This is a genomic window from Pantoea sp. AS-PWVM4, from assembly GCF_000468095.1.
Classification (GTDB): domain Bacteria; phylum Pseudomonadota; class Gammaproteobacteria; order Enterobacterales; family Enterobacteriaceae; genus Pantoea; species Pantoea phytobeneficialis.
The window spans coordinates 1-22,588 of the sequence record NZ_ASZC01000018.1 but is presented as its reverse complement, the minus strand read 5'-3'; the positions used below and the strand labels follow the sequence as shown (position 1 = coordinate 22,588).

Below are 22,588 nucleotides of genomic sequence, written 5' to 3'. Positions count from 1 at the left end.
CGCAAGCGGTTTCGGTCTGATGTCCCAGGTCAACGGCTGCTGCCGGCTGCGCCGTCGCTTTCACCGTCCCGGCAAACCCCGCCGGGACTTTAAGGCCAGCCCGCGGGGCGGTCTGACACATCCCTTCTGACGCTTCCCTGCATTCCGGCCAGCCCTTGCGCGGAGGGCTGGTCGTAGCACCGCCGGTTCAGGCAGAAAGGGGTGGAATGAACGCCGCCAAAAACTTTTTGCGAGGGTCCTCAAAAACTTTTTGTCGTCGCCCCTTTATGCCCTCTCTCCGTCGTTGCTCCTTTGCCCTTAACCGCGAAAGGCCAGACCGGAAAGAAGAAACCCGCGTCAGAGAAGGGCTTTTCGGGCACCGCGCGGCGCTCAGCCGGATCATTAATTTCAGACAGGGGCACATCATGATTTCAAACCAGACGGGCACCACCACCGAAATGCGCTGCGTAGCGGCGCTGGGTGACGGCACTTTTACGCGCGAACAGGCTGCAAACGTCGCTGCCGCTTTCAGCAATGTTTTCATTGAAGACGCTCAGGGCAGCCACTTCCGCCTCGTCGCACGCGAGCCATCTGGCGTTCTTATCTGGAGGGGCTTCAGCTTTGAGCATGATGCGGGCTACTGGCTGCGCAGGTACATCAACAGTCATGGCGTGCGTCAGCCACTCAATAATCAGCTGAAGGCACTGACCGATCTGAATGATGTCGCGATGACGCTGGGCCAGCGTCGGGAATTTATGACCCAAATCCTGAACAACTTAGCCGCGGCGGTAGTGCAGCGGGTACCGGTAAATCAGGTGATGCTTCCGGCTGATGAGTCGCAAGTCTGGGAAGAAGCCGGGCGGATCGCGCTGGCGCATTTCGGGCTTCAGGGTGAAACGGCGTTTTTAAAAGCCAGCCAGTGGCTGACCGCTGAGCTGGAGCAGGTCAGCAACGTACAGGCGTAAAAAAAGCAGGGTAGCCCCTGCTTCATTACGGCGGCCAGTTGGAGCTGGCTGCCTCATCAAAGACCAGACACTCAGGAGAGTAATATGATTTTTGACCCGCAAATCCTCGCACAGGCAACGGCATTTGTAAAAGCTTTCAACAGCGGACGTGGTGTGCGCGTACCAAAAATGACCTTTAACCAGTTTACGCACTTTATGCGCGCTGTACGTCACCAGCTGGAGGTGCAGGCATGAGCATCGCAACTCCGCTGAATTTACCTTTTTCTCTTTCACCAGTATCGCAGAACGACATTCTCCGCGTGCTGGGTGAATACACCTTTATACGCCTGGACAACGGCGAAGAAGCCTTTTTTCATCACGGCAACTGGATCACTGGCGCAGACGCCAGCTGCGGTGAGCCTTCTGTAATGGAGCTTGCGCAAAGTATGGCGCGCGCAGGCTGCAAGTCCCTTCGCTGCGTCGAGCTTCCCGTCCCGGATGACAGGGAATGGTGCTGGGACGACGTTGTAACGCAACTGGTGCGCGCATCATTTACGCGTCAGGTGCGCGGCGAACTGATTGTGACAGCCAGCAATAACACCCGCCACGGACGCGGCGTACACGTCTGTTGCGACCCGCTACTGAGCGGCGCTAACAGTAACCTCTGGTTTCCGCTGAGCGCGGATGAAGACTGGCACGCGGGCATCGAGCGCGTGCTGACTATGAACGGCGTTGCGGAGAACGTGGTGCGGCTGGAACCGCTGCGGGATGGCCCGGAGTACACCGATTATAAGGTGATTTATAACCGAACCATCTGCGCCTGATGCGTATCGGGGCCAGTGTATGACCGGCCCCGATACGTCATTTGTCCGGAAACCACCCTTGTGCCAGATCACCGCAGAGGAAATGATTATGCATTCTGAACCAGCACCACTCTGACCGCTTCGCTTTCTGAAAAAACGTTCACCATCCTGGATTTACAGGCCCTGTCGGCACGGGCATCGGCTGTCGAAACGGAGACAGACAACGCACGCCGCATCAATCTTGCGGCATCAGTGCTGTTACATTTCGCGGATATGACGGGCATCGGAAACAGCTACGAACCGGCTGACACTGCCGTCACTGATCTTCTGACCGACCTGATGCACCTGTGCGCGCACTGCTGGCCGGACAGCGGTCCTGTCTCTTTTGAAGGTGCACTGAATACCGCCAGGATGCACTTCGATGCGGAATCCGACGAAGATACAAAGTGGGACTGAACGAAATGAAAATGACCATCAAAGATATTACAGAAGCGATGACTGACTCGCATGATGGATTCACCGAACTGGTGACCGATTCTGTTTCCTTCAGACTCGGTCGCCCGTTGACTGATGAGGAACATTTGAAGATTTACAATATCACCGAGTGTGCCATTTATTATGCGCTTAATCAGCTTAAAGGAAATTCAGAAAATATAGATAAGTCGCTCACACCGGAGCAGTTCAATGACCTTGCTGACTACCTTTATTGCTGCGGTGTTTTCAACGGGTCTGGCGGAATTCAGGGTAAAGAATTTCTGTCACTCACCGTCATCGATGAACCCACAGATGAGCCGGATGGACGTAAAATTTACCTCCGTGACAGTTATCCGTTTGCGGTGTATGACTTTGACACGGGTTTCACGATCCTTCGGTTTTGAATTGAAAATCTTAATGAAGGTGTCAGGCATAGTTGATTCACTCAGGCGCTGAAGCCTGTTTAATGGAGTGATTTTATCCGTTCTCAACTGGTTGAAAATTTCCGGCAGGTTAATGTTTTTCCTGCCGGAGATTTTCATAATGCCGTCTGACTGTCCTGCGGTTTGATTTTATCCTGTGCTGGTTCAGGCTTACGAGGTTGACGCTTTTTCTTCCCACTTACTCCGTTTATCACCGCAGAAATAGCTTTATCACTGAAACGAAAATCCATTGCGTCCAGTGCTGATTTGATATCCGCTACTGTGTAACCTTTCTCTTTCGCCAGAACCAGAATGGTATCTTTCAGTGCGGCCTCTCTGGTGATGCGCTGTGGAGTCAAATCCGGCAGATTTTCCAGCCTCCTGCGAGCCTCATCCAGCTGCTCCTGTGTGAAAACATTACGTACCGCCATCTCATTTCTTCCTTCGCATTGGTAAAGCCCCGATTTTTCTTGATTTATACCACCATTCCTCCCCCACCTCACATGACGCCGGTTTACTTCGGACCAGCTAAGTGGAAAAATACGAACAGTTCTTTAAAAACACAGGACATGAAATGTTTTGTGACCACCGCCAGCACGCTGGCAATGATTCCCAAAACGACCTGCTCAGGGCTCCACCCCGAGACCCGGGTAATGTGCCAAGGTTGAGTTATGTCGAAAAGTGAAAAGCGTCAGAGAGATAAACTGGTCAAATGCCGCTGTACGGATGCAGAGTACGAGGCCATCAACAACAAAGCTGTAGCTGCCGGGCTGACGACTTCTGAGTACCTGCGCCGTACGGCACTTAACCGCCGCATTACCGTGCGCACCGACATTCGCATGATGAACGAGTTGCTTCGTCTGGGTGGGCAGCAGAAACATCTGTACACCCAGATGCAGGAGAGCATGACCACAGAACTGAGTCATCAGTTCTCCGAGGTGCTGACCAGCATCAAGAACGCCATAAACACGCTGGATATGACCCCTGTTCCTGTCGAGGACATGAAAGACTGATGAACGTTATCATCCCGCCGAAGCGTCGCGATAAGAAGACCAGCTTTAAGAAGCTGGTCAGCTACGTGAGCACGCGGGAGGAAAAAAAGCCAGGTGAAGCTGTGACGCATGAAGCTGTTCATAGTCCCGGTAATGAGTACGTCTCCACGCCGGGATTTGGTCAGCTTGTTGATTACGTCGGACGCAAGCGCGAAACACCTGCTACCGAAATCCTCAGCATTTCACCCAAGGGCATTCAGCGCGTACTCTCGGGTGAAGTGCTATGTGAAACCAACTGCTTCTCACTGGAAACTGCCGCGTCAGAAATGGATATGACCGCCTCGCAGAACCGCCATTGTAAAGACGCGGTGTATCACTTTATTTTGTCCTGGCAGGGCGATGAGGACCCGTCACCCGATGCGGTATTCCGCTCCGTGCGTTACAGCCTCAAACAGCTGGGCATGGAAGAACACCAGTACGTGGCTGCCATCCACCGTGACACGGATAATATCCACTGCCACATATCGGCTAACCGCGTACACCCGACCACGTTCCGCGCGCAGAACATGTGGAACGACGCCGATGAATTACAGAAGTGCTGCCGCGTGCTGGAGCGAGAGCTCGGCTTTAAAGTGGATAACGGCAGCTGGCATATGGATGCTTACGGTGATCTTCACCGTACCCGTCGCGATATGCCGTCAGCTCCGCGCGGCGCAGCTAAGCGTGAAATCTTCTCAGACAAAGAAAGCCTGCACGGTTATGCGGTACGGGAAACCCGTCAGATTCTTTCTGACGTGATTGCGCAGGGCAACATGAGCTGGGACCGCCTGCATAATATTCTCTATACCCGCGGTCTGGGACTGCGCGAGCAGAGTGGCGGGCTTGCCGTATTCGATCTGATGAACCCGGAAGGCGTCAGCGTGAAAGCTTCTGACGTTCATCCGGATATCAGCCTTGCCTCGATGGTCAGTCAGCACGGCAAGTATCAGCCAGCCCCTCCGGTTTATAACCCTGACCGCCCTGAAGACGGCATGCTGGACATGCAGAACTGTTACATGCCTCAGCTCCACGTTCGTGACCAGGAAGCGCGTCGTGAACGTCGCGAAGCCCGCGCGATAGCGCGTGACATTCTGAGGGCGCGCTACGAGGCTTATCGTAACGGCTGGGAGAAACCTGACCTGCGCGCAGGTGAGCGGTTCCGTCAGATTGTGTCCCACTGTCTGGTTGCCAAAGCCCACGTCCGTGACACCGTCAGGGACCCGCTTATGCGCAAACTGATGTACCGCGTTGCCGAGTTTGAAAAAATGAAGGCGATGGCCGAATTACGGCTGCAGCTGCGTGAGGAGCGTCAGACTCTTAAAGATACGGGAGAAAGCCGACCGCTGAGCTGGAAGTCATGGGTTGAGCGGGAAGCCGTGAAAGGGGATGCAGCGGCGCTCAGCCAAATGCGAGGCTGGGCGTATCGTGAGAAGCGCACCGCGCGTAAGCACAATAATGCGTGGCCGGAACCGAATGCCGTCATTCATTATGGCCCTGGTGACAACGTTCCAACATTTAAATCCAGCGAGCACGAGACTCGTCTGCTGCGTGACGGAACCGTCAGCTACCTTCGTGATGGTAAGCCAGCTGTTACCGACTTTGGTGACAGAGTTGAAGTTTACTCTGCGCCTGACAGCAAGTCTGACCGTTTCAATAATGACCTTGCTGCAGAGCTGACTGCGTGGCGCAGCGGCGACAATACGATGCTGACAGGAGATCAGAAAGCAGTTAACCGCGTACTGTATTCTGGCGTAGTCCGAAACATTACTAAGCGTGACGGACACGTCTTTAAAGTCAGTGATCCAAAACTAATGGCCAGCGTACATGCTACTGAAGAGAGCCTGAGGAACAGGAATGTACAACCGGAACTGAAACAGGCAGAACCTCAGTACAGGGATGAGGAAGATTTACGTCCTGTTAACAGAGATTTACCACGACCTTGAGGAGATTAAATAGAGAGACATAAGAGAGTGTTCAGAATTCTGTGTCACGTTAAAAATGCTACAACATCATCACGTTATTCAATCGACCGTCAAAATAAATGGCAAACTGCGACAATGTCAAATTCCAGCTCTGGATGGGCATTGTCCATTTTTTTCCTGTGCATTCATCAGCCCCAGATAAAGTAGTTTCAGCAGGCTGTTTTCATTCGGGAAAGCGCCTTTGGTTTTTGTCAGTTTCCTGAACTGGCGATGCACCGATTCAATGGCATTTATCGTGTACCAAGCCTGAATCACCTCATCGTCCAGCCGGAAAGTGAGGGTGCCACGGTTAATGAGGGCTTTGTTGTAGGTGGACCAGCTGGTGATTTTGAACTTCTGCTTTGCGACGGTACTGCCTGCGTAGTCAGGAGAATGCGTGATCTGATCCTGCAACTCAGCAAAAGTTCGATTTATTCAACAACGCCATGTATTCCTTGCATTCCTTGTGGCAAATCATGGGATGAATAATTTCAAGTGTATGAACCCCTTATGCAATCGAGTTTTTGATAGCTTTGCCACCTATTATCAGCACCTGCAATCTCATAATCTGACACCAATATATCGTTGCGATATTGAGGGGTGCCCTGCGTTTTTTTATTCTGAAACCGAACTCCCCATGCACAAAGAAACACACAAAAAAACGGATATAGTTTGCAAAGACTGCGGCATGTCGTTTGTCAATTATTCTGGTTTGGGGGCGCATAGCAGAAAACATTAGTGGCATTACTTCCGCAGCAGCGTTATTTAAGGTGCTGCTGCGTGACCCGTTCTTAGTTTTACCAAATCGTTGGTGATGCAGTTTCTGATAATAATTACAACATCATTCTTGCATCTATAGGACATCCCGTCAGACACCTGGGGTACTCGTCTGCCTGGCAATAGACAGATGAAAACCTAAAATCCCCCCGCAAATCCGCCCGCCGTTAACCTTTTATTGAAATTAAAACCCTGCTCCCCACTCTGATCACGTCTCAGATCAAAAAAGTGGAATGCTTATCATTTATATAATCGCCGTTCCTGATTACCGGACTGGCTGATGATATGCAGATAAAAACGCAAACCACCTGGCGCATTGCGGGTTACCAACCTGCGATAAACCCACACTGGCGGCAGAAGTTGTTAACCATGGGGATGTTACCTGGATCGTTGATTGAGGTTATCCGTGTCGCTCCGCTGGGTGATCCGGTGCAAATTCGCACCCGTCGCGTTAGCCTGGCGGTACGACAGAGTGACCTGGCCTCGCTGTTGCTTGAGGAAGTGGTGTCATGAAACAACTCACCATCGGACTGATTGGCAATCCCAACACCGGCAAAACAACTTTATTCAACCAGCTGACCGGCGCACGCCAACGTGTGGGAAACTGGGCAGGTGTCACGGTGGAACGCAAAGAGGGGCAGTTTTTCACCGCGCAGACGGATGTCCGTCTGATTGACCTGCCGGGAACGCGTTCGCTGACCACCCTCTCTGCCGACAGCTCGATTGATGAAAGCATCGCCTGCCGGTACCTGTTTAATGATGATGCTGACCTGGTGATTAACGTCGTTGATGCATCCAACCTCGAAAGCAATCTGTTTCTCACTTTCCAACTGCTGGAACTGGGTGTGCCCTGCATTATTGCGCTGAATATGCAGGATATTGCCGCCAGCCAGCATATTGATATCGATATTGCCGCACTATCACAACGATTGGGTTGTCCGGTGGTTTCGCTCACCTCGACGCGTGGTGCAGGCATAGCCCAACTGAAGGCGGTGATTGACAGCGAACCTGCTCATCAGCCAGTCAGGCAGGTCATTTATCCGGCGGCGATCGATGCGGTTATCCCGCGCTTATGTGCCTGGATGCCGTCTGATATTCCAGCAGAAAAACAATTCTGGCTGGCATTGCAGTTGCTGGAAGGCGATATCAATAGCCAGTCGCTCTGTCCGGCGGTGGTGCCACACCTCGCTGACCTCACCCGACAGGCCGGCGATGATCCCGCAATGTCAATCGCCGATGCACGCTACCGTGCCATAAACGGACTATGCGCCGCCGTCAGCAATATTCAGCACAGTACCCCGAATCGTTTTACCGAGCGACTCGACAATGTCCTTCTTCACCGCTGGGCGGGCATTCCGGTGTTTCTCGCCGTGATGTATTTGATGTTTGTGTTGTCGATCAATATTGGCGCTGCGCTACAACCTATCTTTGATGCCGGTTCGGTGGCGTTGTTTATTCATGGTGCACAATGGCTGGGTTACAGCTGGCATTTCCCGGACTGGTTGACAACCTTTCTGGCTCAGGGCATCGGAGCCGGGATCAACACGGTGCTGCCGATCATCCCACAAATTGGTCTGATGTATCTTTTCCTGTCGTTCCTGGAGGATTCCGGCTATATGGCGCGCGCCGCCTTTGTGATGGACCGTCTGATGCAATCGCTGGGGCTACCCGGCAAATCCTTTGTGCCGTTGATTGTCGGTTTTGGCTGTAATGTGCCCGCCGTAATGGGCGCTCGTACCCTGGATACCACGCGTGAACGTTTGATTACGGTCTTGATTGCCCCCTTTATGTCTTGTGGCGCGCGTCTGGCAATTTTTGCCGTATTTGCTGCTGCCTTTTTTGATACGCACAGTGCCAGCCTGGTCTTCTCGTTGTATGTACTGGGTATGGTGGTAGCGATTGGCACCGGCCTGGTGTTAAAGCACACGTTGTTACGGGGTGAGGCTTCGCCGTTTATTATGGAACTGCCGGTTTACCACCGACCCCATCTTAAAAGCCTGCTCTTGCAAACATGGCAGCGGCTGAAAATGTTTATCGTACGGGCGGGCAGGGTCATTATCCTGGTCAGCATGTTGATTGGCGTGTTGAGTAGTTTTTCATTAACTGGTCGAACGGTCGATAACATCAATGACTCCGCGTTGGCTGCTGCCAGCAAAGTGATTACCCCAGTCTTACTACCCATTGGCGTCACGCAAGATAACTGGCAGGCCACGGTTGGGCTGGTTACTGGCATCATGGCAAAAGAAGTGGTGGTAGGAACGCTGAACAGTCTCTATACCGGGGAAGATATTCAGAGTGGGAAATTCGACCCGCGCGAATTTAATATGCTAAGTGAAATCAAAGACGCACTGACACAAACCCGCGATGGCCTGACGGCGGCTTTCAGTTTAAGCGCCTTGTCAAACCCCATCGAGGCCAGTAAAGGCGATGGTGTGATGGATGCCGGGCAGATGGGCGCGATGAGTGCGAAATTTGGTAATGGATTCGCTGCCTACAGCTATCTGATCTTTGTGCTGCTTTACGTGCCTTGCGTCTCAGTAATGGGGGCGATTGCCCGTGAAGCAGGGCGCAACTGGATGCTGTTCTCCTTCTTCTGGGGATTAAACATTGCCTGGTCGCTGGCTACCCTGTTTTATCAAAGCGTGAGTTTTGCTGCACATCCAGGCTTCAGTTCGCTTTGCGTGGTCAGCGTGATCGCACTGAATGGTGTCATCCTGATGGTGATGCGTCGTCTGGGTAGACGCATGACGTCGCATCATTTTACGCTCGCACCACATAACACGGCCGCAGAATGTGGGGGATGTCACGGGTGTTGTAATAATCAGGCTGACACCGCGTAGCAAAAACCTAATTGCTCAAAGAAAATTCCTGGTAACTCTCAGAAAAATATCAGATTTCATGGCGGTAAATAACTTTACTGTTATGCATTGTTCGATAAACGCAACATATCTCGTGAGGGGAACCAGGATGAATAATGCGTTAAGGGCTGCCCTGGTATGGGGCGTTGTCTGTTTTTTGCTGCTGTATTGCGCGTTACCTGTTGATATCGCCATGTCGTGGCAGATGCGTCAACAATTCGGCGTGCCGTGGGTGCAACTGATTGCGGTGAACAGCATCCAGATAATCCCGGCAATGATACCGCTGCTGTGCTTCGTTTGCCTGATGAATCGTATTGCCAACCGCAAACTCTGGCTGCTTGTCCCGGCGGTTGGCTGGTTTATCGGTAAGCTTGTCGTCCTGGGTGTCCTCTATATTTTTGCATTGAAAATCGCCAATGTGCCGCTTTATGCAGAAGGTTATTTCAGTATGCTCAGGCGCGTGATAACCGCCGAATGGCTGGTCAAAGCGTCGGCGTTAGTGCTGGCGATTATCACCTGTAGCTATGCCTGGCGGCGGGAAACGCGGGGCAATTGAGGAAAACTCTGGCATGTAGCGGCGCGATTTATCGCGCGTTTTAGCATCATCACGCGATAAATCGCACCGCTACGATTGTCAGCCATGCCCGGTAATTAATCCGGGAAATGGCGCACCGGGACAGGTTCCTGCCGTGGTCGTGAAAAGTTATACAACCGACGTTTTAGGACGCATTGCGGGCAGGGTGTGACTTTTCTGAAGTTATTGCGAGAAACGCCCAGTGCAATCACAAGTTGCTCGTAACGACCAATCAGAATCATATCCTCTTTATTTTCCGCATAAATTCGGCAGGTAGCGTTATGCAGGATATGATTATCATTGGTTTTGGAGATGCTGATGTAGTAGGTGTTTTTCATTGTTATTATCTCTGTGTGATCGGGAAGGCAGCATCTCTTACCGGTCCGAAAAAGTGTAATTATTTTGTATTTTTTTCGGAGGAGCGCTTATTACGTTTCGTTACAAGATAATACAACCCATTGAAAGTTATGATATGGAATAATCAGCTGAAACAACATTTTCAGAATAATGTTATACGAAATTTATATGGGTCAAATTTTATGACAGTAAGAGTTATCGTTCGGACAATAAATTTGTGTTAATGCGGCACCCGGATCACCCTGCCATCATCTAAACGTCACTCAACTTAAATAATTCCTTCACTCTCCCCAGCTAAGTTACCGCCATTCTGATTCCGGGCCAGAGGGCGCATGAGCTACCTTTCTCTTCAACACATCACCAAAGCCTGGGGCGATAAAGTTGCCCTGAACGACATCAGTTTTGCCGCGGAAGAAGGGACTTTTGTCGCACTGCTGGGACCGTCCGGCTGCGGTAAATCAACCTTACTGCGCACCATTGCCGGGCTGGAAAACGCCGACCAGGGTGAAATTTACTGTCGCGACAACGCGATGAGTCATCTGCCGCCGTCACAGCGCCAACTCTCGATGGTGTTCCAGTCTTATGCCCTGTTTCCCCACCTCAGCGTACGCGAAAACCTGTTGTTCGGTCTGAAAGCGCGTGGCGAGGATAAACAGACGTTTGCCGCGCGTCTGGCTGAAGTCAGCAAGCTGATGGAGTTGGAGAAACTGTTGGATCGCCAACCCTCTCAACTCTCTGGCGGTCAGCAGCAGCGTGTGGCGCTCGGCAGAGCGGTGATCGCCAGACACCGTCTGTGTCTGATGGACGAACCGCTGTCGAATCTGGACGCCAAACTACGCCAGAGTATGCGGCGTGAGATCCGTGCCTTGCAGAAGAAACTCGGTCTGACCATGTTATACGTTACCCACGACCAGACCGAAGCCATGAGCATGGCCGACAGCATTATTTTGCTGAATGACGGCCGCATTGAGCAGCACGCCACGCCAGACGACCTCTACAACAATCCTGCCAGCATTTTCGCTGCACAATTTATTGGTGCCCCGCCGATGAATATTCTGCCGCTGCATTGTCGGGGCAGTGCGCACTATCTCAGCCGCATGGTGGCACCGATCGTGATCGATCCTGATGAATCCGCGTTGAGTCTGGGATTACGAGCGGAAGATATCACCCTGGTCGAGCCGAATAGCGCACAACTGACCGCCCACGTCATCAGCTACGAATATATGGGTGCCGACACCCTGCTGGTGTGTGCACTGGCGAACGTCACTGACGCGCTCACCGTCAAGGTGCCTGGCATGCAACGCTTTGAGGAAGGCAGTCTGGTCGGGCTGCAATGGTCGCCCTCGCAACAATATTTGTTTGCCAGTCACAGCGGAAAGCGCTGTTGGCTGGCTGAGCAAACGCTCTATTCATGCGAAAAAAAATACGCTGTTTAACCTTCATCTTTCGATCAGGGAAAAATCATGTCTGCTCTTCGTCACATACGCCTCGCTTCAGCTTTATTACTTTGCGCATCCTCAGCAGCACTGGCCGCCGAACCGGTTACATTGCAGATGTACTACCCGATTGCGGTGGGGGGAAAGGTAAGCCACACCGTAGATGCCCTGGTGGCTGACTTTGAAAAAGTGCACCCTGAGGTCAGCATTCAGCCGGTTTATACCGGAGATTACGCCACCACCGTCACCAAAGCGCTCACCGCTTTTCGCGGCGGCAATGCGCCGCAGATGGCGGTGATTGGTGATATTGAGGCGTATTCGTTGATTGATGCTGGCGCTATCGTTGCTGCCAGCGATCTGGCGAATGATGCCGAAGGAAAGCAATGGATCGACGGATTCTATCCAGCCTTTCTGCGTCGTATCGACGGTAAAGTCTGGGGGATCCCGTTCCAGCGCTCCACGGTGGTGATGTACTGGAATAAACAAGCGTTTGCAAAAGCCGGACTGGACGCCAATACGCCGCCAGCCACCTGGCAGCAGGTAGTCGATTTCGGTAAGAAGCTGGTGATCAAAGATAACAACGGCGTCAGCCAGTGGGGGATTGAGATCCCGTCAACGCCCAACGGCTACTGGAACTTCCAGGGGTTGTCTGCCACTAACGGCGGTCGTCTGGATAACGGTAAGGGCACGGCGGTGCATTTCAATACCCCCGGCAATATTGCCACGTTGCAATGGTTGACCGATCTCGGACAGAAAGAAAACGTGTCACCGCAAGGCGCCATCGCCTGGGGCACCACGCCGCAGGATTTTATCAGCGGCAAAACCGCGATGATGGTCACCACCACCGGCAATCTGACTGTGGTGTGTGAAAACGCGAAGTTTCCGTTCGGTGTGGCAATGTTGCCGGAGAAAACCCAGCGTGGCAGTCCGACAGGGGGCGGCAACCTCTACGTGTTTAAAAATGCCTCACCGGAACAGCAAAAAGCCGCGATGGAATTTATCCGCTGGGTGTCTGCACCGGAACAGGCTGCTCGCTGGAGTATCGCCACCGGCTACGTTGCCACATCGCCCGCCGCCTGGGATACCAGCGTGATGAAAGATTATGTTAAGGATGTGCCGCAGGCGCTGGTCGCTCGCGAACAGCTTAAGTACGCGCAGCCGGAACTCTCGACCTATAACAGCGTGCAGATCCAGGAAGCGCTGAACCACGCGATCGAGGCGGCGGTGACGCAGACAAAAACACCGGCTGAGGCGCTGGAATCAGCGCAGAAGCAGGCCGACCGTCTGTTAAAAGCGTATCAATAATGAGCAAGCTCCTCCCAACAGTGGCAGTCAGCCGCCCACGGTTCTGGTCACTTCAACTGTATGGCTACTTGCTGATATTACCGGCGCTGGGCTTTTTGCTGCTGTTTACCCATTATCCGGTGCTGGCGACGCTGTGGGAGAGCGTGTTCAGTGCCGCACGCAATGGTCATCCGGCCCGCTTTGTCGGGCTGGATAACTATCTGGCGTTGCTGGATGACGATGTATTTATCCGTTCGCTGTGGAATAACCTGCTGTATGCGCTGATCACTATTCCGCTGGCGGTAGCGCTGTCATTGATGATGGCGCTGGCGGTCAACCGCCATCTGCGAGGTAACGCGCTGGTGCGTGCAGCCTTCTTTATTCCGTCGCTGCTGCCGATGATCGCCATCGCCAATCTGTGGCTGTTTTTCTACACGCCGCAGCTCGGCTTGCTGAACAAACTGTTGGCGCTGTTCTCGTTACCCGCCGTCAACTGGCTGGGGGAGCCGGGGAGTGCCCTGTATTGTCTGATGGCGGTGTCGGTGTGGCGTGAGGCGGGATTTTTTATGATTTTCTACCTCGCGGCGTTGCAGCAAATCGATCCACGTCTGAGTGAAGCGGCCACCATAGAAGGCGCATCGCGCAGTTATTTCTTCCGGCGCGTGCAGTGGCCGCTACTGATGCCCACCACGCTCTTTGTGCTGATCAATGCGTCGATGAACGCTTTCCGTATCGTTGATCAGGTGATTGCCATGACCAATGGCGGTCCGGATAACAGCAGCAGTCTGTTGCTGTTCTATATTTATCGCACCGCATTCAGCTACTGGGATATGCCCGCTGCTGCCGCGATGACGGTGGTATTGCTGGTTATCCTTGCCAGCATTGCCCTGATTAAATTTAACCTGCTGGATAAGCGAGCGCATTATCAATGAGATTGCTCAACCTGGTGATTTGGCTGGCGGCGCTGCTGTGGTTTCTACCCATTCTGGTGGCATTGTGGGTGGCGATCCATCCGGCGGCGGAGCAGGGCAGTTTTTCGCTGTTCGCGCCGCTGACGTTACAAAACTTCGTCAACGCCTGGCATGCCGCGCCATTCGGGCGTTATTTTATTAACACCAGCTTGCTGGTTGTGATGATCGTGGTCGTGCAGTTGGTTTTAGCTACTATGGCGGCTTACGCGTTAGTGCGCTTTCGCATGAAATATTCCGGCATATTGTTTGCACTTATCCTGCTGCAATTAATGATCAGCCCCGATGTGCTGATCCTGAATAATTACAAAACGATTGGCGCGCTTGGATTACGCGATAGCCTGACCGGCATTGCGCTGCCCTATTTTGCTTCGGCCTTTGCGATATTCCTGCTGCGTCAGGCGTTCAAAAGTATTCCGCTGGTGCTGGAAGAGGCGGCAATTATCGAAGGGGCCAGCCGTTTTTATATCCTGCGCAAAATTTATATACCGCTGGCGAAACCGATTTACGTGGCTTTTGCGCTGGTGTCGATCAGTTTTCACTGGAATGATTTTCTCTGGCCGCTGGTGATTACCGATTCCGTGCAGGTACGACCATTAACGGTAGGGCTGCAACTGTTTTCCGCCCCGGAGCAGGGGGTGCAGTGGGCATTAATTGGTGCGGCCACCCTGATGACCACATTGCCGCTGTTGCTGCTGTTTTTCCTGTTCCAGCGTCAATTTATTCAGTCATTTATGCGTGCCGGTATTCGTTAAGGAGCGATCTTCATGTCATTTGTTCAGCCGTTAACCGCACAGCAGCGCAGCTTATTGGGCGATGTCAGTCAGTTTTATCAATTACCGACTTTACGCCCTGGTTTACTCAATCCGGCTTTACGCTTTGGCCTGATGGCGGACCCACAGTACGCCGACATCGAAGCTGATCATGAGAAAAACCGCTACTACCGCCATGCATTACACAAGTTGCCGCCGATCATCGGGCAACTGAACCAGCAGCCGCTGGATTTTGTCGTGACGCTTGGGGATCTGGTTGATCGTCACTGGGAAGATTATGCCGCGCTGCTGCCGATTTATCAGCGCCTGCAACACCCGCATGCGGTGGTGATGGGTAACCATGATGCACTCAGCCTGGTTGACCGTCTGGCCGATGTTCCGCTGCCAAAAAGTTATTACAGCTTCCGCCTGCCAGGCTGGCGTTTTGTGGTGTATGACGGTAACGATATCAGTCTGTATTGCAGCGGTGCCGAACGTCAGCAGGCTGAAACAATGCTGGCAGAACTGGTGACAAACCAGCAGCCGCAGGCACAACCGTGGAATGGCGGGGTAGGCAGCCAGCAGTGGCAATGGATAGAACAGCAGTTGCAGCAGGCGCAGGCGAGCGATGAGCGGGTGATCGTATTTGGTCATTACCCGCTGGCACCGCATACCACGCATATCCTGTGGAATGGTCCCCAATTGGCGGCGCTATTTTGCCGTTACCGGGTACGTGCCTGTTTTGCGGGACATGATCATCGCGGCGGCTATGCGCGTATCGGCGATACTGAATTTTTTACCCTGCAAGGGCTGTTGGATGGCGCAGAGGCCGCGCCATTTGCCGTGGTGGAAATGATCGGAGATGTGCTGAAGGTAACCGGATATGGCGGTGAAATCAGCCGCTAAAGGCGCACCGGCATTACCGCCAGCACGCCAAGCAGGGTGAGATGTCCGGCATAGGCATGATAGAAAAAACGCCGGGGCCAGAGGCGAGCTACCGAGATATGCGGCAGCGCAGCGACTGCGGCAATAATCAACAGTGGTAGCACCAGCCCTGGCAGTAAATCGTAAACCAGGGTGTCTTGAAAGCCGTGACCGGGCAAACTCAGCCATGTCAACGCCGCGCACACCAGCAGCAGAAACAAGCGACTTTCCGCGACAGCACTGATGCATCTGGCGGCCATACACAGCAAACAAAATACGATGCCGGGAATGCCATAGCTGGCAGGTGTCAACGGCCATGCCAGCAGCAGAAGCACCGCCAGCCCTGCCATCGCACCATTGATACCCCATCGTGCAAACCAGCTCAGCAATTGCGTACAACCGGCATAGGCGAACAGGATGTTAAGTGCCAGCCATGACTGACCTTTCATCATAAAAGCCAGCCAGAACAGCGGTTGGGTGGCGATCGCCCACATCCATAGCCGTTTGGCGCGCTGACGCAGCCGTGCAGCATCATCGGGCAGGTTGGCGGCCCAGATAAGGGTAAATAAAGGAAAAGCGCTATGACCAAGAGCCGTAAGAAGGGCGTTGTGACTATTTAATAAAATGGTATTGATGTGATCAGCCAGCATCGCCATCAGGGCAATGGTTTTAATGATATCGGCCTGAAATGGGCTAAATGATTTAACCTGGTCAAAAGGTGAGGGGAATCTTAGCGATGTCAGCAAAGCATGCATAGAAAGTCACCGACTATTATTATGTTTTAACCCAAACATTACAATGCGCATCCTCGCGAGTAAAGCCGGTAATAATCCGAATAACTTCTGGCACATTCCGTAGCGGCGCGATTTATCGCGCGCATTTTTGCTCAAACACCTTGCGCGATAAATCGCGCCGCTACAAACAATGCTGGATTAGATTAAGAAATCATTAAGCGATTTACCGCTGGCAATCGCCGCTTTAATCACCGCAGGTGTGCGGCCCTGACCGGTCCAGTTTTTTTCCTGCCCGTCTTCATCGGTATATTTATACTTCGCCGGACGCGGAGCGCGCTTGGTACGCTGTTTGCCGGCGGCCTGCAATACACCTAATAATTCGGTGGGATCGATGCCATCGCCCAGCAACAATTCACGGTATTTAGCCAGCTTTTCTGCCTTCGCACGCACCGCTGTTTCTTCTGCGTGGTTCTCTTCACGACGCTCGGCAACCACAATAGTGAACTTCTCCAGCATCTCTTCCAGTTCTGCCAGATGAACTTCACGCGCCTGAGCACGCAGGATACGAATATTATTAAACGCCTTAAGTGAATCACTCATGGACTTCTCCCAAAAATTCTGTGTCATTGAACGAATAAATTAAGCTTTGTTTGATTTTGTACTGCGCAATTATAGGTAGAACATCTGACCCTTACATTTCTGTGCAGAGAAGTACAGCACAACTCTGGCTTAGAATAAAGCAGATTGCACGGTACTTATAACTTTTTCTGTGCATTGAACGGCAAGTGATGAAGCGATTCTAAAGCCAACCTGGTAAGAATGACAACATTTGCTCAGGTATTAAGGGAATTATTTATTTATTTTTTGTGACAGACATACAAAATGTGCGGTCGGATCAGAATGGGTTGTTTTGCCAGAAGAATCGTGTTTCTTTATTAGGAACTTGTGATTTGTCAGGGATGAATTATTAAAGCCGCGACGGCGCATTTTTAACGTTAATTCCCGGCAGCAGTAAAGTAAATCGGGTGGTAACGGCATCGGACACCACGCTGATTTCCCCCTGATGGGCGGTGACAATCGATTTTACAATCGCCAGACCAATACCGCTGCCTTCGCCTTTTCGTTGGCGTGACGGATCAACGCGGTAGAAACGGTCAAAAAGTCGTGGCAAATGCTCTGGCGCAATCGGAACGCCAGGGTTGGCAACCACCATCTCCACCTGATTCCCGCGCGGCTGGAGCTGGACAGTAACGGCTTGACCGGCAGGCGTATGGCGAATGGCGTTGGAAAGCAGATTATTGATCACCCGGCGCAGCATCAACGGGTCACCCTCCACCACGGCGCTTCCCCCTTCCAGCGTTAACCGCACCTCGCGTTCTTCTGCCCAGGCCTCAAAAAATTCAAACACCCGTATGACTTCGCTACGCAGATCCAGGGCGATACGTTCTGGCATCAGCTGATTATTATCTGCCTGGGCGAGGAACAGCATGTCGCTGACCATTTTTGCCATGCGGTTGTACTCCTCAAGGCTGGAGTAAAGCACATCCTCCAGCTCCTTCACGCTGCGTGGCTGGCTTAACGCAATCTCCGTCTGGGTGACTAAATTGGTGATCGGGGTTCTGATTTCATGAGCGATATCGGCGGAGAAATTGGCCTGACGCGTGAACACATCTTCAATACGCGCGATCATATGGTTGAAGGAGATCACCAACTGCTCCAGCTCAATCGGCACGCTTTTCGGTTCCAGCCGGACATCGAGATTTTTTGAGGTGATGTTCTTAATCCGCCCGCTGACATTACGCAGTGGCTGATAACCGCGATGCACCGCAAACAGCACAATAAAGATGATCAGCAGGCTGATAAGCGAAGCGATAATCAGCAAGTTATGTTTCAGCGCATCGAGATAGTGCAGATGAAAATCGATCGACAGCGCAATCAATAACCGGTCATTACCCGGCGCAATCGATGAAGCGATAATCCGATAGCTGGCGCTGCGCATCGGGTGTGCAGCCATGCCATCCGACCAGAGAAAAACCTCGCCGGACGCCAGCTTTTGACGAAATGCGGGATCGTGCACTACCGGCATCAACTCCGGGCCATCTGGCGAGCGGAACAGAACCTGATTTTCCGCGGTGAGCAACAACACCGAAATATAGCGATAGCTGTTCAGAATGATGCTGATTTTCTCGACTTTCTGTTGTTCCGATTCGTCCGGATTATTGAGGATGGTGGACAGGGTCGTGCTGATTTGGCGCAGATTGTTGTCGTCCTGTTCGGCGAAATGATGCTGCACCGAGTGCAGCATGATCCAGGCCGAAGCGGCAAAGGCGATGATGGTGGTGAGGCTGATAAAAAAGGTCAGTCGAAACTCAAGCGACAGCGGGCGGCGCAAGCGGTTAATCCTCATCGGGCACCTCAAGGACATAGCCAACACCGCGCACGGTCTGGATCAGTTTCGGGGTAAAATCGTTATCGATCTTCGCCCGCAGCCGCTTAACCGCGACATCGATAGCATTGGTATCGCTGTCAAAATTCATATCCCATACCTGCGAGGCAATCAGCGAGCGCGGCAGCACTTCGCCACGATGGCGAATAAAAAACTCCAGCAATGTGAACTCCTTGCTGGTGAGGGTGATGCGGTTACTGCCCCGGTACACCTTACGGGAAACCAGATCCAGCGTGAGGTCGGCCACCTGGAACTGGCTTTCAGGAATGATGTTAGCGCCGCGCCGCAGCAGGGTTCTGACCCGTGCCAGTAATTCGGCGAAGGCAAAAGGTTTCACCAGATAATCATCAGCCCCCAGCTCCAGCCCCTTCACCCGATGCTCAATGGTACCGAGCGCGGTCAGCAACAGAATCGGCATGCCTTTATTGGCAGCACGCAGCATGCGCACAATATCCCAGCCGTTCACGTCCGGCAGCATAATATCCAGTACGATCAGGTCGTAATCGGCAGTCATCGCCAGATGATAACCGGTGAGGCCGTTGTCGCTGCGATCCACCACAAAACCTGCCTCGGTCAGCCCCTTGCTGAGATATTCCCCGGTTTTCACTTCATCTTCGACAATCAGTATTTTCATCTTCTCACCGCGCTCCCGACTCATCGAATGTCATTCTAAGCGGCCAAAGGGCGATATCAACGACTTCATCTGAAAATGACAGCTTTGTCATTCACCTGTCACCCTGCCAACAGAGTCGCCCGGTTACAGTGGCCGCCATTATATCTTGCAGGTATTCGTCGCGGCGCGGCGGATGAGAACATCATGGACAAATTAAAACTGACCGTTGTGGCCGCGACCTTGTTACTGGCGGGCTGTGTCTCGCTGGCACCGGAGTATCAGGCACCTGAACTGCCGATCCCGCAACAATTTTCGCTGTCAGTCAACAGCCTGGTGCCGCAGACCCGTGGTTATCAGGATAGCGGTTGGCGCACCTTTTTTGCTGACCCGCAGATTCAGCGTTTGATTGATGAAGCGCTGCGTAATAACCGCGATCTGCGCATGGCGACCCTGAAAGTGCAGGAGGCGCGCGCGCAGTATCGGATCACCGATGCCGATCGCTACCCGCAGCTGAATGGCGCATCGCAGGCGAGTTACAGCGGAGGCATAAAAGGTGACGGCGTCACGGAAAGGCAATATCAGGCCGGGATTGACCTGAGTTTTGAGCTGGATTTGTTCGGTAAGCTGAAAAACCTCAGCGAAGCCGATCGGCAAAACTTCCTTGCCAGCCAGGAAGCGCAGCGTGCGGTCCATATCCTGTTGGTAGCCACCGTTGCTCAGAATTATTTCAGCCTGCAACTGGCTGACGAACAACTGAATATCGCGCGCGAGACGCTGCAAAATTATCAGCAATCTTACGCGTTAGTTGAACAACAGCTGATGACCGGGAGTAGCAGCGTCCTGGCAGTGGAGCAGGCGCGTGGTTTGATTGAAAGCACCAGGGCGGAGATGGCTGCGCGAGAAGGACAACTGGCACAGGCGAAGACGGCGTTGCAACTGGTGTTGGGCAGTGGACAAAACCTGCCAGCCATGCCGCCCGGCACAACCGAACTTCATCCGGTAACGCTTCCTGCGCATCTTTCCTCCCAGATCCTGCGCCAGCGCCCGGATCTGATGGAAGCTGAACACCAGTTGATGGCGGCTAACGCCAATATCGGCGCGGCCAGAGCGGCATTTTACCCGTCGATTAGCCTGACCAGCGAGCTTTCCACCAGCAGTACGGATTTGACCAATCTGTTCTCCGCTGGCAGTGGGATGTGGAATTTTATCCCGAAAATTGAGGTGCCGATTTTTAACGCCGGACGTAATCAGGCCAACCTGGCCGTGGCGGATGTGCGTCAGCAACAATCGGTGGTGAATTACCAGCAAAAAATTCAAACCGCGTTTAAGCAGGTGGCCGATGCCCTGGCATTGCGCAACAGCCTCGAAAAACAAATGGCGGCGCAGCAGCGCTACCTGTCCTCGCTGGAAATAACTTTGCAACGGGCGCGTGGGTTATATTCCAGCGGAGCAGTGAGTTATATCGAGGTGCTGGATGCACAACGTTCGTTATTTTCCACCCGACAAACCCTGCTGGATTTGCAATATTCCCGCCAGGTAAATGAAATCAACCTGTTTAACGCCCTGGGCGGCGGCTGGACAGAATAACTTTTTAATTCATATCATCAGGAGTCAATATTATGCGTAAGTTTATTAACGTTGCTTTATTCAGTTTTTTCCCGTTAATGCTGCTGCCCGGTGTGCAGGCGAGCGAGCAGCATGCCGCCATAGCGCAGCAGGTTATTAACGCCAGCGGCGTGGTCAAACAGATTGACCTGGCGAATAAAAAAATCACCATCGCTCATGAAGAGATCCCGGCACTCGGCTGGCCTGCCATGACCATGCGCTTCACCTTTATCACTCAGGACGACAGCATCAATGCCTTAAAGGTGGGTAGCCCGGTCAGCTTCTCGTTTATTCAGCAGGGGAATATCTCGCTGTTGCAGAGCATCAATATTGGATAACACCCTCCGTAGCGGCGCGATTTATCGCGCGGGGTTTAAATATCGCACCGCTACGGACAACGGAATAATCACATCATGGCATCGTTAACCTATAAATATGCTGCTGTGGCTCTCGGTAGTTTGATAATCGGCGGGCTGATTGCTGTTGCAGCTTTCCCTTATTTTACCACCAGCGAAAAAGCCGTTTCTCCCACAGCAGAGCGCAAAGTTTTATTCTGGTATGACCCGATGAAACCCGATACGAAATTCGACAAACCGGGTAAGTCTCCCTTTATGGATATGGACCTGGTGCCGAAATACGCCGATGAGGGCGACGCGGCAAACAGCAACGGTATCCGTATTGATCCGGTGCAGGTGCAGAACCTTGGCATGAAGACGGTACAAGTCAGCAAAGGTCGCCTGCAATATAGCCGCACCCTTCCGGCCAACGTCAGTTTTAACGATTATCAGTTTGTGATTGTTCAGGCGCGCGCCGATGGGTTTGTGGAGAAGGTATACCCGCTCACCCTTGGCGATAAGGTGCCAAAAGGCACGACGCTGATCGATATTACCATTCCTGAATGGGTCACGGCGCAGAGCGAATATTTGTTGCTGTCCAGTAGCGGCGGGTCGACAACCCAGGTGAAAGGAATTCTGGAGCGTTTGCGTCTGGCGGGAATGCCGGAAGAGGACATCCAGCGTTTACGCACCTCGCGCAGCATTCAGACTCGCTTCACCATCAAAGCGCCGATTGATGGCGTGATTACCGCCTTTGATCTGCGCAGCGGCATGAACATTTCGAAAGACAAGGTGGTCGCACAGATTCAGGGCATGGATCCGGTATGGATCAGCGCGGCGGTGCCGGAAGCGGTCGCCGGATTGCTGAACGACCATTCCCGGTTTGCCGTGTCGGTGCCGGCCTATCCAAACCACACGTTCAGGATCGAAAAATGGACCCTTTTGCCGAGTGTTGATCAGACCACGCGCACGCTTCAGGTGCGCCTGCAAGTGGATAACCGTGATGAATTGCTGAAACCTGGCATGAACGCGTTTTTGCAACTGCAAAGCCAAAGCGACGAGATGCTGCTGATCCCGTCCCAGGCGGTGATCGATACCGGTGATGAACAGCGCGTGATCACCGTAGACCACGCGGGGCGCTTTGTGCCGAAAGCCATTCGCGTGTTGCAGGCCACATCGCAACAAACCGGCATTGCTGACGGGTTGCAGGAAGGGGAATCCATTGTGGCCAACGGACTCTTCCTGATTGACTCGGAAGCCAATATCAGCGGAGCGCTGGCGCGGATGCGTCAGGCGGAGCACGACCATGAT

At 52.8% G+C, this 22,588-nt stretch carries 22 protein-coding genes and 2 pseudogenes; 17 read left to right on the top strand and 7 right to left on the bottom strand.

Annotated elements, in window-relative coordinates:
* Nucleotides 1-404: 404 nt before the first annotated feature.
* The 4 genes and pseudogenes from L579_RS24350 to L579_RS16530 form a co-directional block, all read left to right on the top strand.
* A pseudogene (locus L579_RS24350) lies at nt 405-656 on the top strand (DUF905 family protein); the annotation flags it as partial.
* Nucleotides 657-1,028: 372 nt separating this feature from the next.
* Nucleotides 1,029-1,178, top strand: coding sequence for a hypothetical protein (locus tag L579_RS24185; RefSeq protein WP_021185332.1), 150 nt, complete (start codon nt 1,029-1,031; stop codon nt 1,176-1,178).
* A complete protein-coding gene (locus L579_RS16540; protein ID WP_021185331.1) occupies nt 1,175-1,747 on the top strand; it encodes a hypothetical protein in 573 nt (190 codons plus the stop codon). Before L579_RS24185 ends, L579_RS16540 begins: the two co-directional genes overlap by 4 nt.
* Before the next feature lie 446 nt (nt 1,748-2,193).
* Complete coding sequence (locus L579_RS16530; RefSeq protein ID WP_152521896.1) at nt 2,194-2,604, top strand: hypothetical protein; 411 nt, start codon at nt 2,194-2,196, stop codon at nt 2,602-2,604.
* Between the two features lie 134 nt (nt 2,605-2,738).
* Here the strand turns inward: L579_RS16530 and L579_RS16525 are convergent, their stop codons facing one another.
* A complete protein-coding gene (locus tag L579_RS16525; RefSeq protein ID WP_021185328.1) occupies nt 2,739-3,053 on the bottom strand; it encodes a DUF3368 domain-containing protein in 315 nt (104 codons plus the stop codon).
* A gap of 240 nt (nt 3,054-3,293) precedes the next feature.
* On the opposite strand from L579_RS16525, the gene mobA reads away from it, so the two are divergent.
* Nucleotides 3,294-3,635: a plasmid mobilization protein MobA gene (gene mobA / locus L579_RS16520; protein ID WP_021185327.1), complete on the top strand. Its 342-nt coding sequence runs from the start codon at nt 3,294-3,296 to the stop codon at nt 3,633-3,635.
* Complete coding sequence (gene traI, locus L579_RS16515) at nt 3,635-5,596, top strand: TraI/MobA(P) family conjugative relaxase (RefSeq protein WP_021185326.1); 1,962 nt, start codon at nt 3,635-3,637, stop codon at nt 5,594-5,596. The genes mobA and traI overlap by 1 nt, the downstream gene beginning before the upstream one ends.
* A 58-nt stretch (nt 5,597-5,654) precedes the next feature.
* Here traI and L579_RS23970 read toward each other — a convergent pair.
* Nucleotides 5,655-5,881: pseudogene (locus L579_RS23970) on the bottom strand (transposase); the annotation flags it as partial.
* Between the two features lie 795 nt (nt 5,882-6,676).
* On the opposite strand from L579_RS23970, the gene feoA reads away from it, so the two are divergent.
* From feoA to L579_RS16490, 3 genes are all read left to right on the top strand, one after another.
* The gene (feoA, locus tag L579_RS16500) at nt 6,677-6,904 is read left to right on the top strand and encodes a ferrous iron transporter A (protein WP_021185324.1); all 228 of its coding nucleotides are present in this window, start codon (nt 6,677-6,679) and stop codon (nt 6,902-6,904) included.
* Nucleotides 6,901-9,231, top strand: a complete 2,331-nt coding sequence (gene feoB, locus L579_RS16495; RefSeq protein ID WP_021185323.1) for a Fe(2+) transporter permease subunit FeoB — start codon at nt 6,901-6,903, stop codon at nt 9,229-9,231. Before feoA ends, feoB begins: the two co-directional genes overlap by 4 nt.
* 127 nt (nt 9,232-9,358) lie before the next feature.
* Entirely contained in the window at nt 9,359-9,805 is a 447-nt protein-coding gene (locus L579_RS16490) for a hypothetical protein (protein ID WP_021185322.1), read from the top strand.
* 95 nt (nt 9,806-9,900) lie between these two features.
* Here L579_RS16490 and L579_RS16485 read toward each other — a convergent pair whose 3' ends face one another.
* Nucleotides 9,901-10,161: a hypothetical protein gene (locus L579_RS16485; RefSeq protein ID WP_021185320.1), complete on the bottom strand. Its 261-nt coding sequence runs from the start codon at nt 10,159-10,161 to the stop codon at nt 9,901-9,903.
* 351 nt (nt 10,162-10,512) lie between these two features.
* Between L579_RS16485 and L579_RS16480 the strand changes: the two genes are divergently transcribed.
* From L579_RS16480 to L579_RS16460, 5 genes are read left to right on the top strand one after another with little or no spacing between them, the layout of a single operon-like run.
* A complete protein-coding gene (locus L579_RS16480; RefSeq protein ID WP_021185319.1) occupies nt 10,513-11,616 on the top strand; it encodes an ABC transporter ATP-binding protein in 1,104 nt (367 codons plus the stop codon).
* 27 nt (nt 11,617-11,643) lie between these two features.
* Nucleotides 11,644-12,921 carry an ABC transporter substrate-binding protein gene (locus L579_RS16475; RefSeq protein ID WP_021185318.1) on the top strand — a complete coding sequence of 426 codons (1,278 nt, stop codon included), beginning with the start codon at nt 11,644-11,646 and terminating at the stop codon, nt 12,919-12,921.
* The gene (locus tag L579_RS16470; protein ID WP_036626999.1) at nt 12,921-13,832 is read left to right on the top strand and encodes a carbohydrate ABC transporter permease; all 912 of its coding nucleotides are present in this window, start codon (nt 12,921-12,923) and stop codon (nt 13,830-13,832) included. The genes L579_RS16475 and L579_RS16470 overlap by 1 nt, the downstream gene beginning before the upstream one ends.
* Nucleotides 13,829-14,623, top strand: coding sequence for a carbohydrate ABC transporter permease (locus tag L579_RS16465; protein WP_021185316.1), 795 nt, complete (start codon nt 13,829-13,831; stop codon nt 14,621-14,623). Before L579_RS16470 ends, L579_RS16465 begins: the two co-directional genes overlap by 4 nt.
* Before the next feature lie 12 nt (nt 14,624-14,635).
* Nucleotides 14,636-15,526 carry a metallophosphoesterase gene (locus L579_RS16460; protein ID WP_021185315.1) on the top strand — a complete coding sequence of 297 codons (891 nt, stop codon included), beginning with the start codon at nt 14,636-14,638 and terminating at the stop codon, nt 15,524-15,526.
* Here L579_RS16460 and L579_RS16455 read toward each other — a convergent pair.
* The 4 genes from L579_RS16455 to L579_RS16440 all read right to left on the bottom strand — a co-directional run bounded on the left by L579_RS16455 (nt 15,523) and on the right by L579_RS16440 (nt 19,358).
* The gene (locus tag L579_RS16455; protein WP_021185314.1) at nt 15,523-16,299 is read right to left on the bottom strand and encodes a TraX family protein; all 777 of its coding nucleotides are present in this window, start codon (nt 16,297-16,299) and stop codon (nt 15,523-15,525) included. The two genes, L579_RS16460 and L579_RS16455, sit on opposite strands and share 4 nt — an antisense overlap.
* 177 nt (nt 16,300-16,476) lie before the next feature.
* Complete coding sequence (locus tag L579_RS16450) at nt 16,477-16,878, bottom strand: H-NS family histone-like protein (protein WP_021185313.1); 402 nt, start codon at nt 16,876-16,878, stop codon at nt 16,477-16,479.
* 367 nt (nt 16,879-17,245) lie between these two features.
* Nucleotides 17,246-18,685, bottom strand: a complete 1,440-nt coding sequence (locus L579_RS16445; protein WP_036626995.1) for a Cu(+)/Ag(+) sensor histidine kinase — start codon at nt 18,683-18,685, stop codon at nt 17,246-17,248.
* Entirely contained in the window at nt 18,675-19,358 is a 684-nt protein-coding gene (locus tag L579_RS16440; RefSeq protein ID WP_021185311.1) for a copper/silver response regulator transcription factor, read from the bottom strand. Before L579_RS16440 ends, L579_RS16445 begins: the two co-directional genes overlap by 11 nt.
* A gap of 183 nt (nt 19,359-19,541) precedes the next feature.
* Between L579_RS16440 and L579_RS16435 the strand changes: the two genes are divergently transcribed.
* The 3 genes from L579_RS16435 to L579_RS16425 all read left to right on the top strand — a co-directional run.
* Nucleotides 19,542-20,924, top strand: coding sequence for a Cu(I)/Ag(I) efflux RND transporter outer membrane protein (locus tag L579_RS16435; protein ID WP_021185310.1), 1,383 nt, complete (start codon nt 19,542-19,544; stop codon nt 20,922-20,924).
* 77 nt (nt 20,925-21,001) lie between these two features.
* Nucleotides 21,002-21,280: a copper-binding protein gene (locus L579_RS16430; protein WP_235056606.1), complete on the top strand. Its 279-nt coding sequence runs from the start codon at nt 21,002-21,004 to the stop codon at nt 21,278-21,280.
* 75 nt (nt 21,281-21,355) lie between these two features.
* Nucleotides 21,356-22,588 (top strand): efflux RND transporter periplasmic adaptor subunit (locus tag L579_RS16425; RefSeq protein ID WP_036626992.1); only part of this gene is annotated, 1,233 nt, incomplete at its 3' end.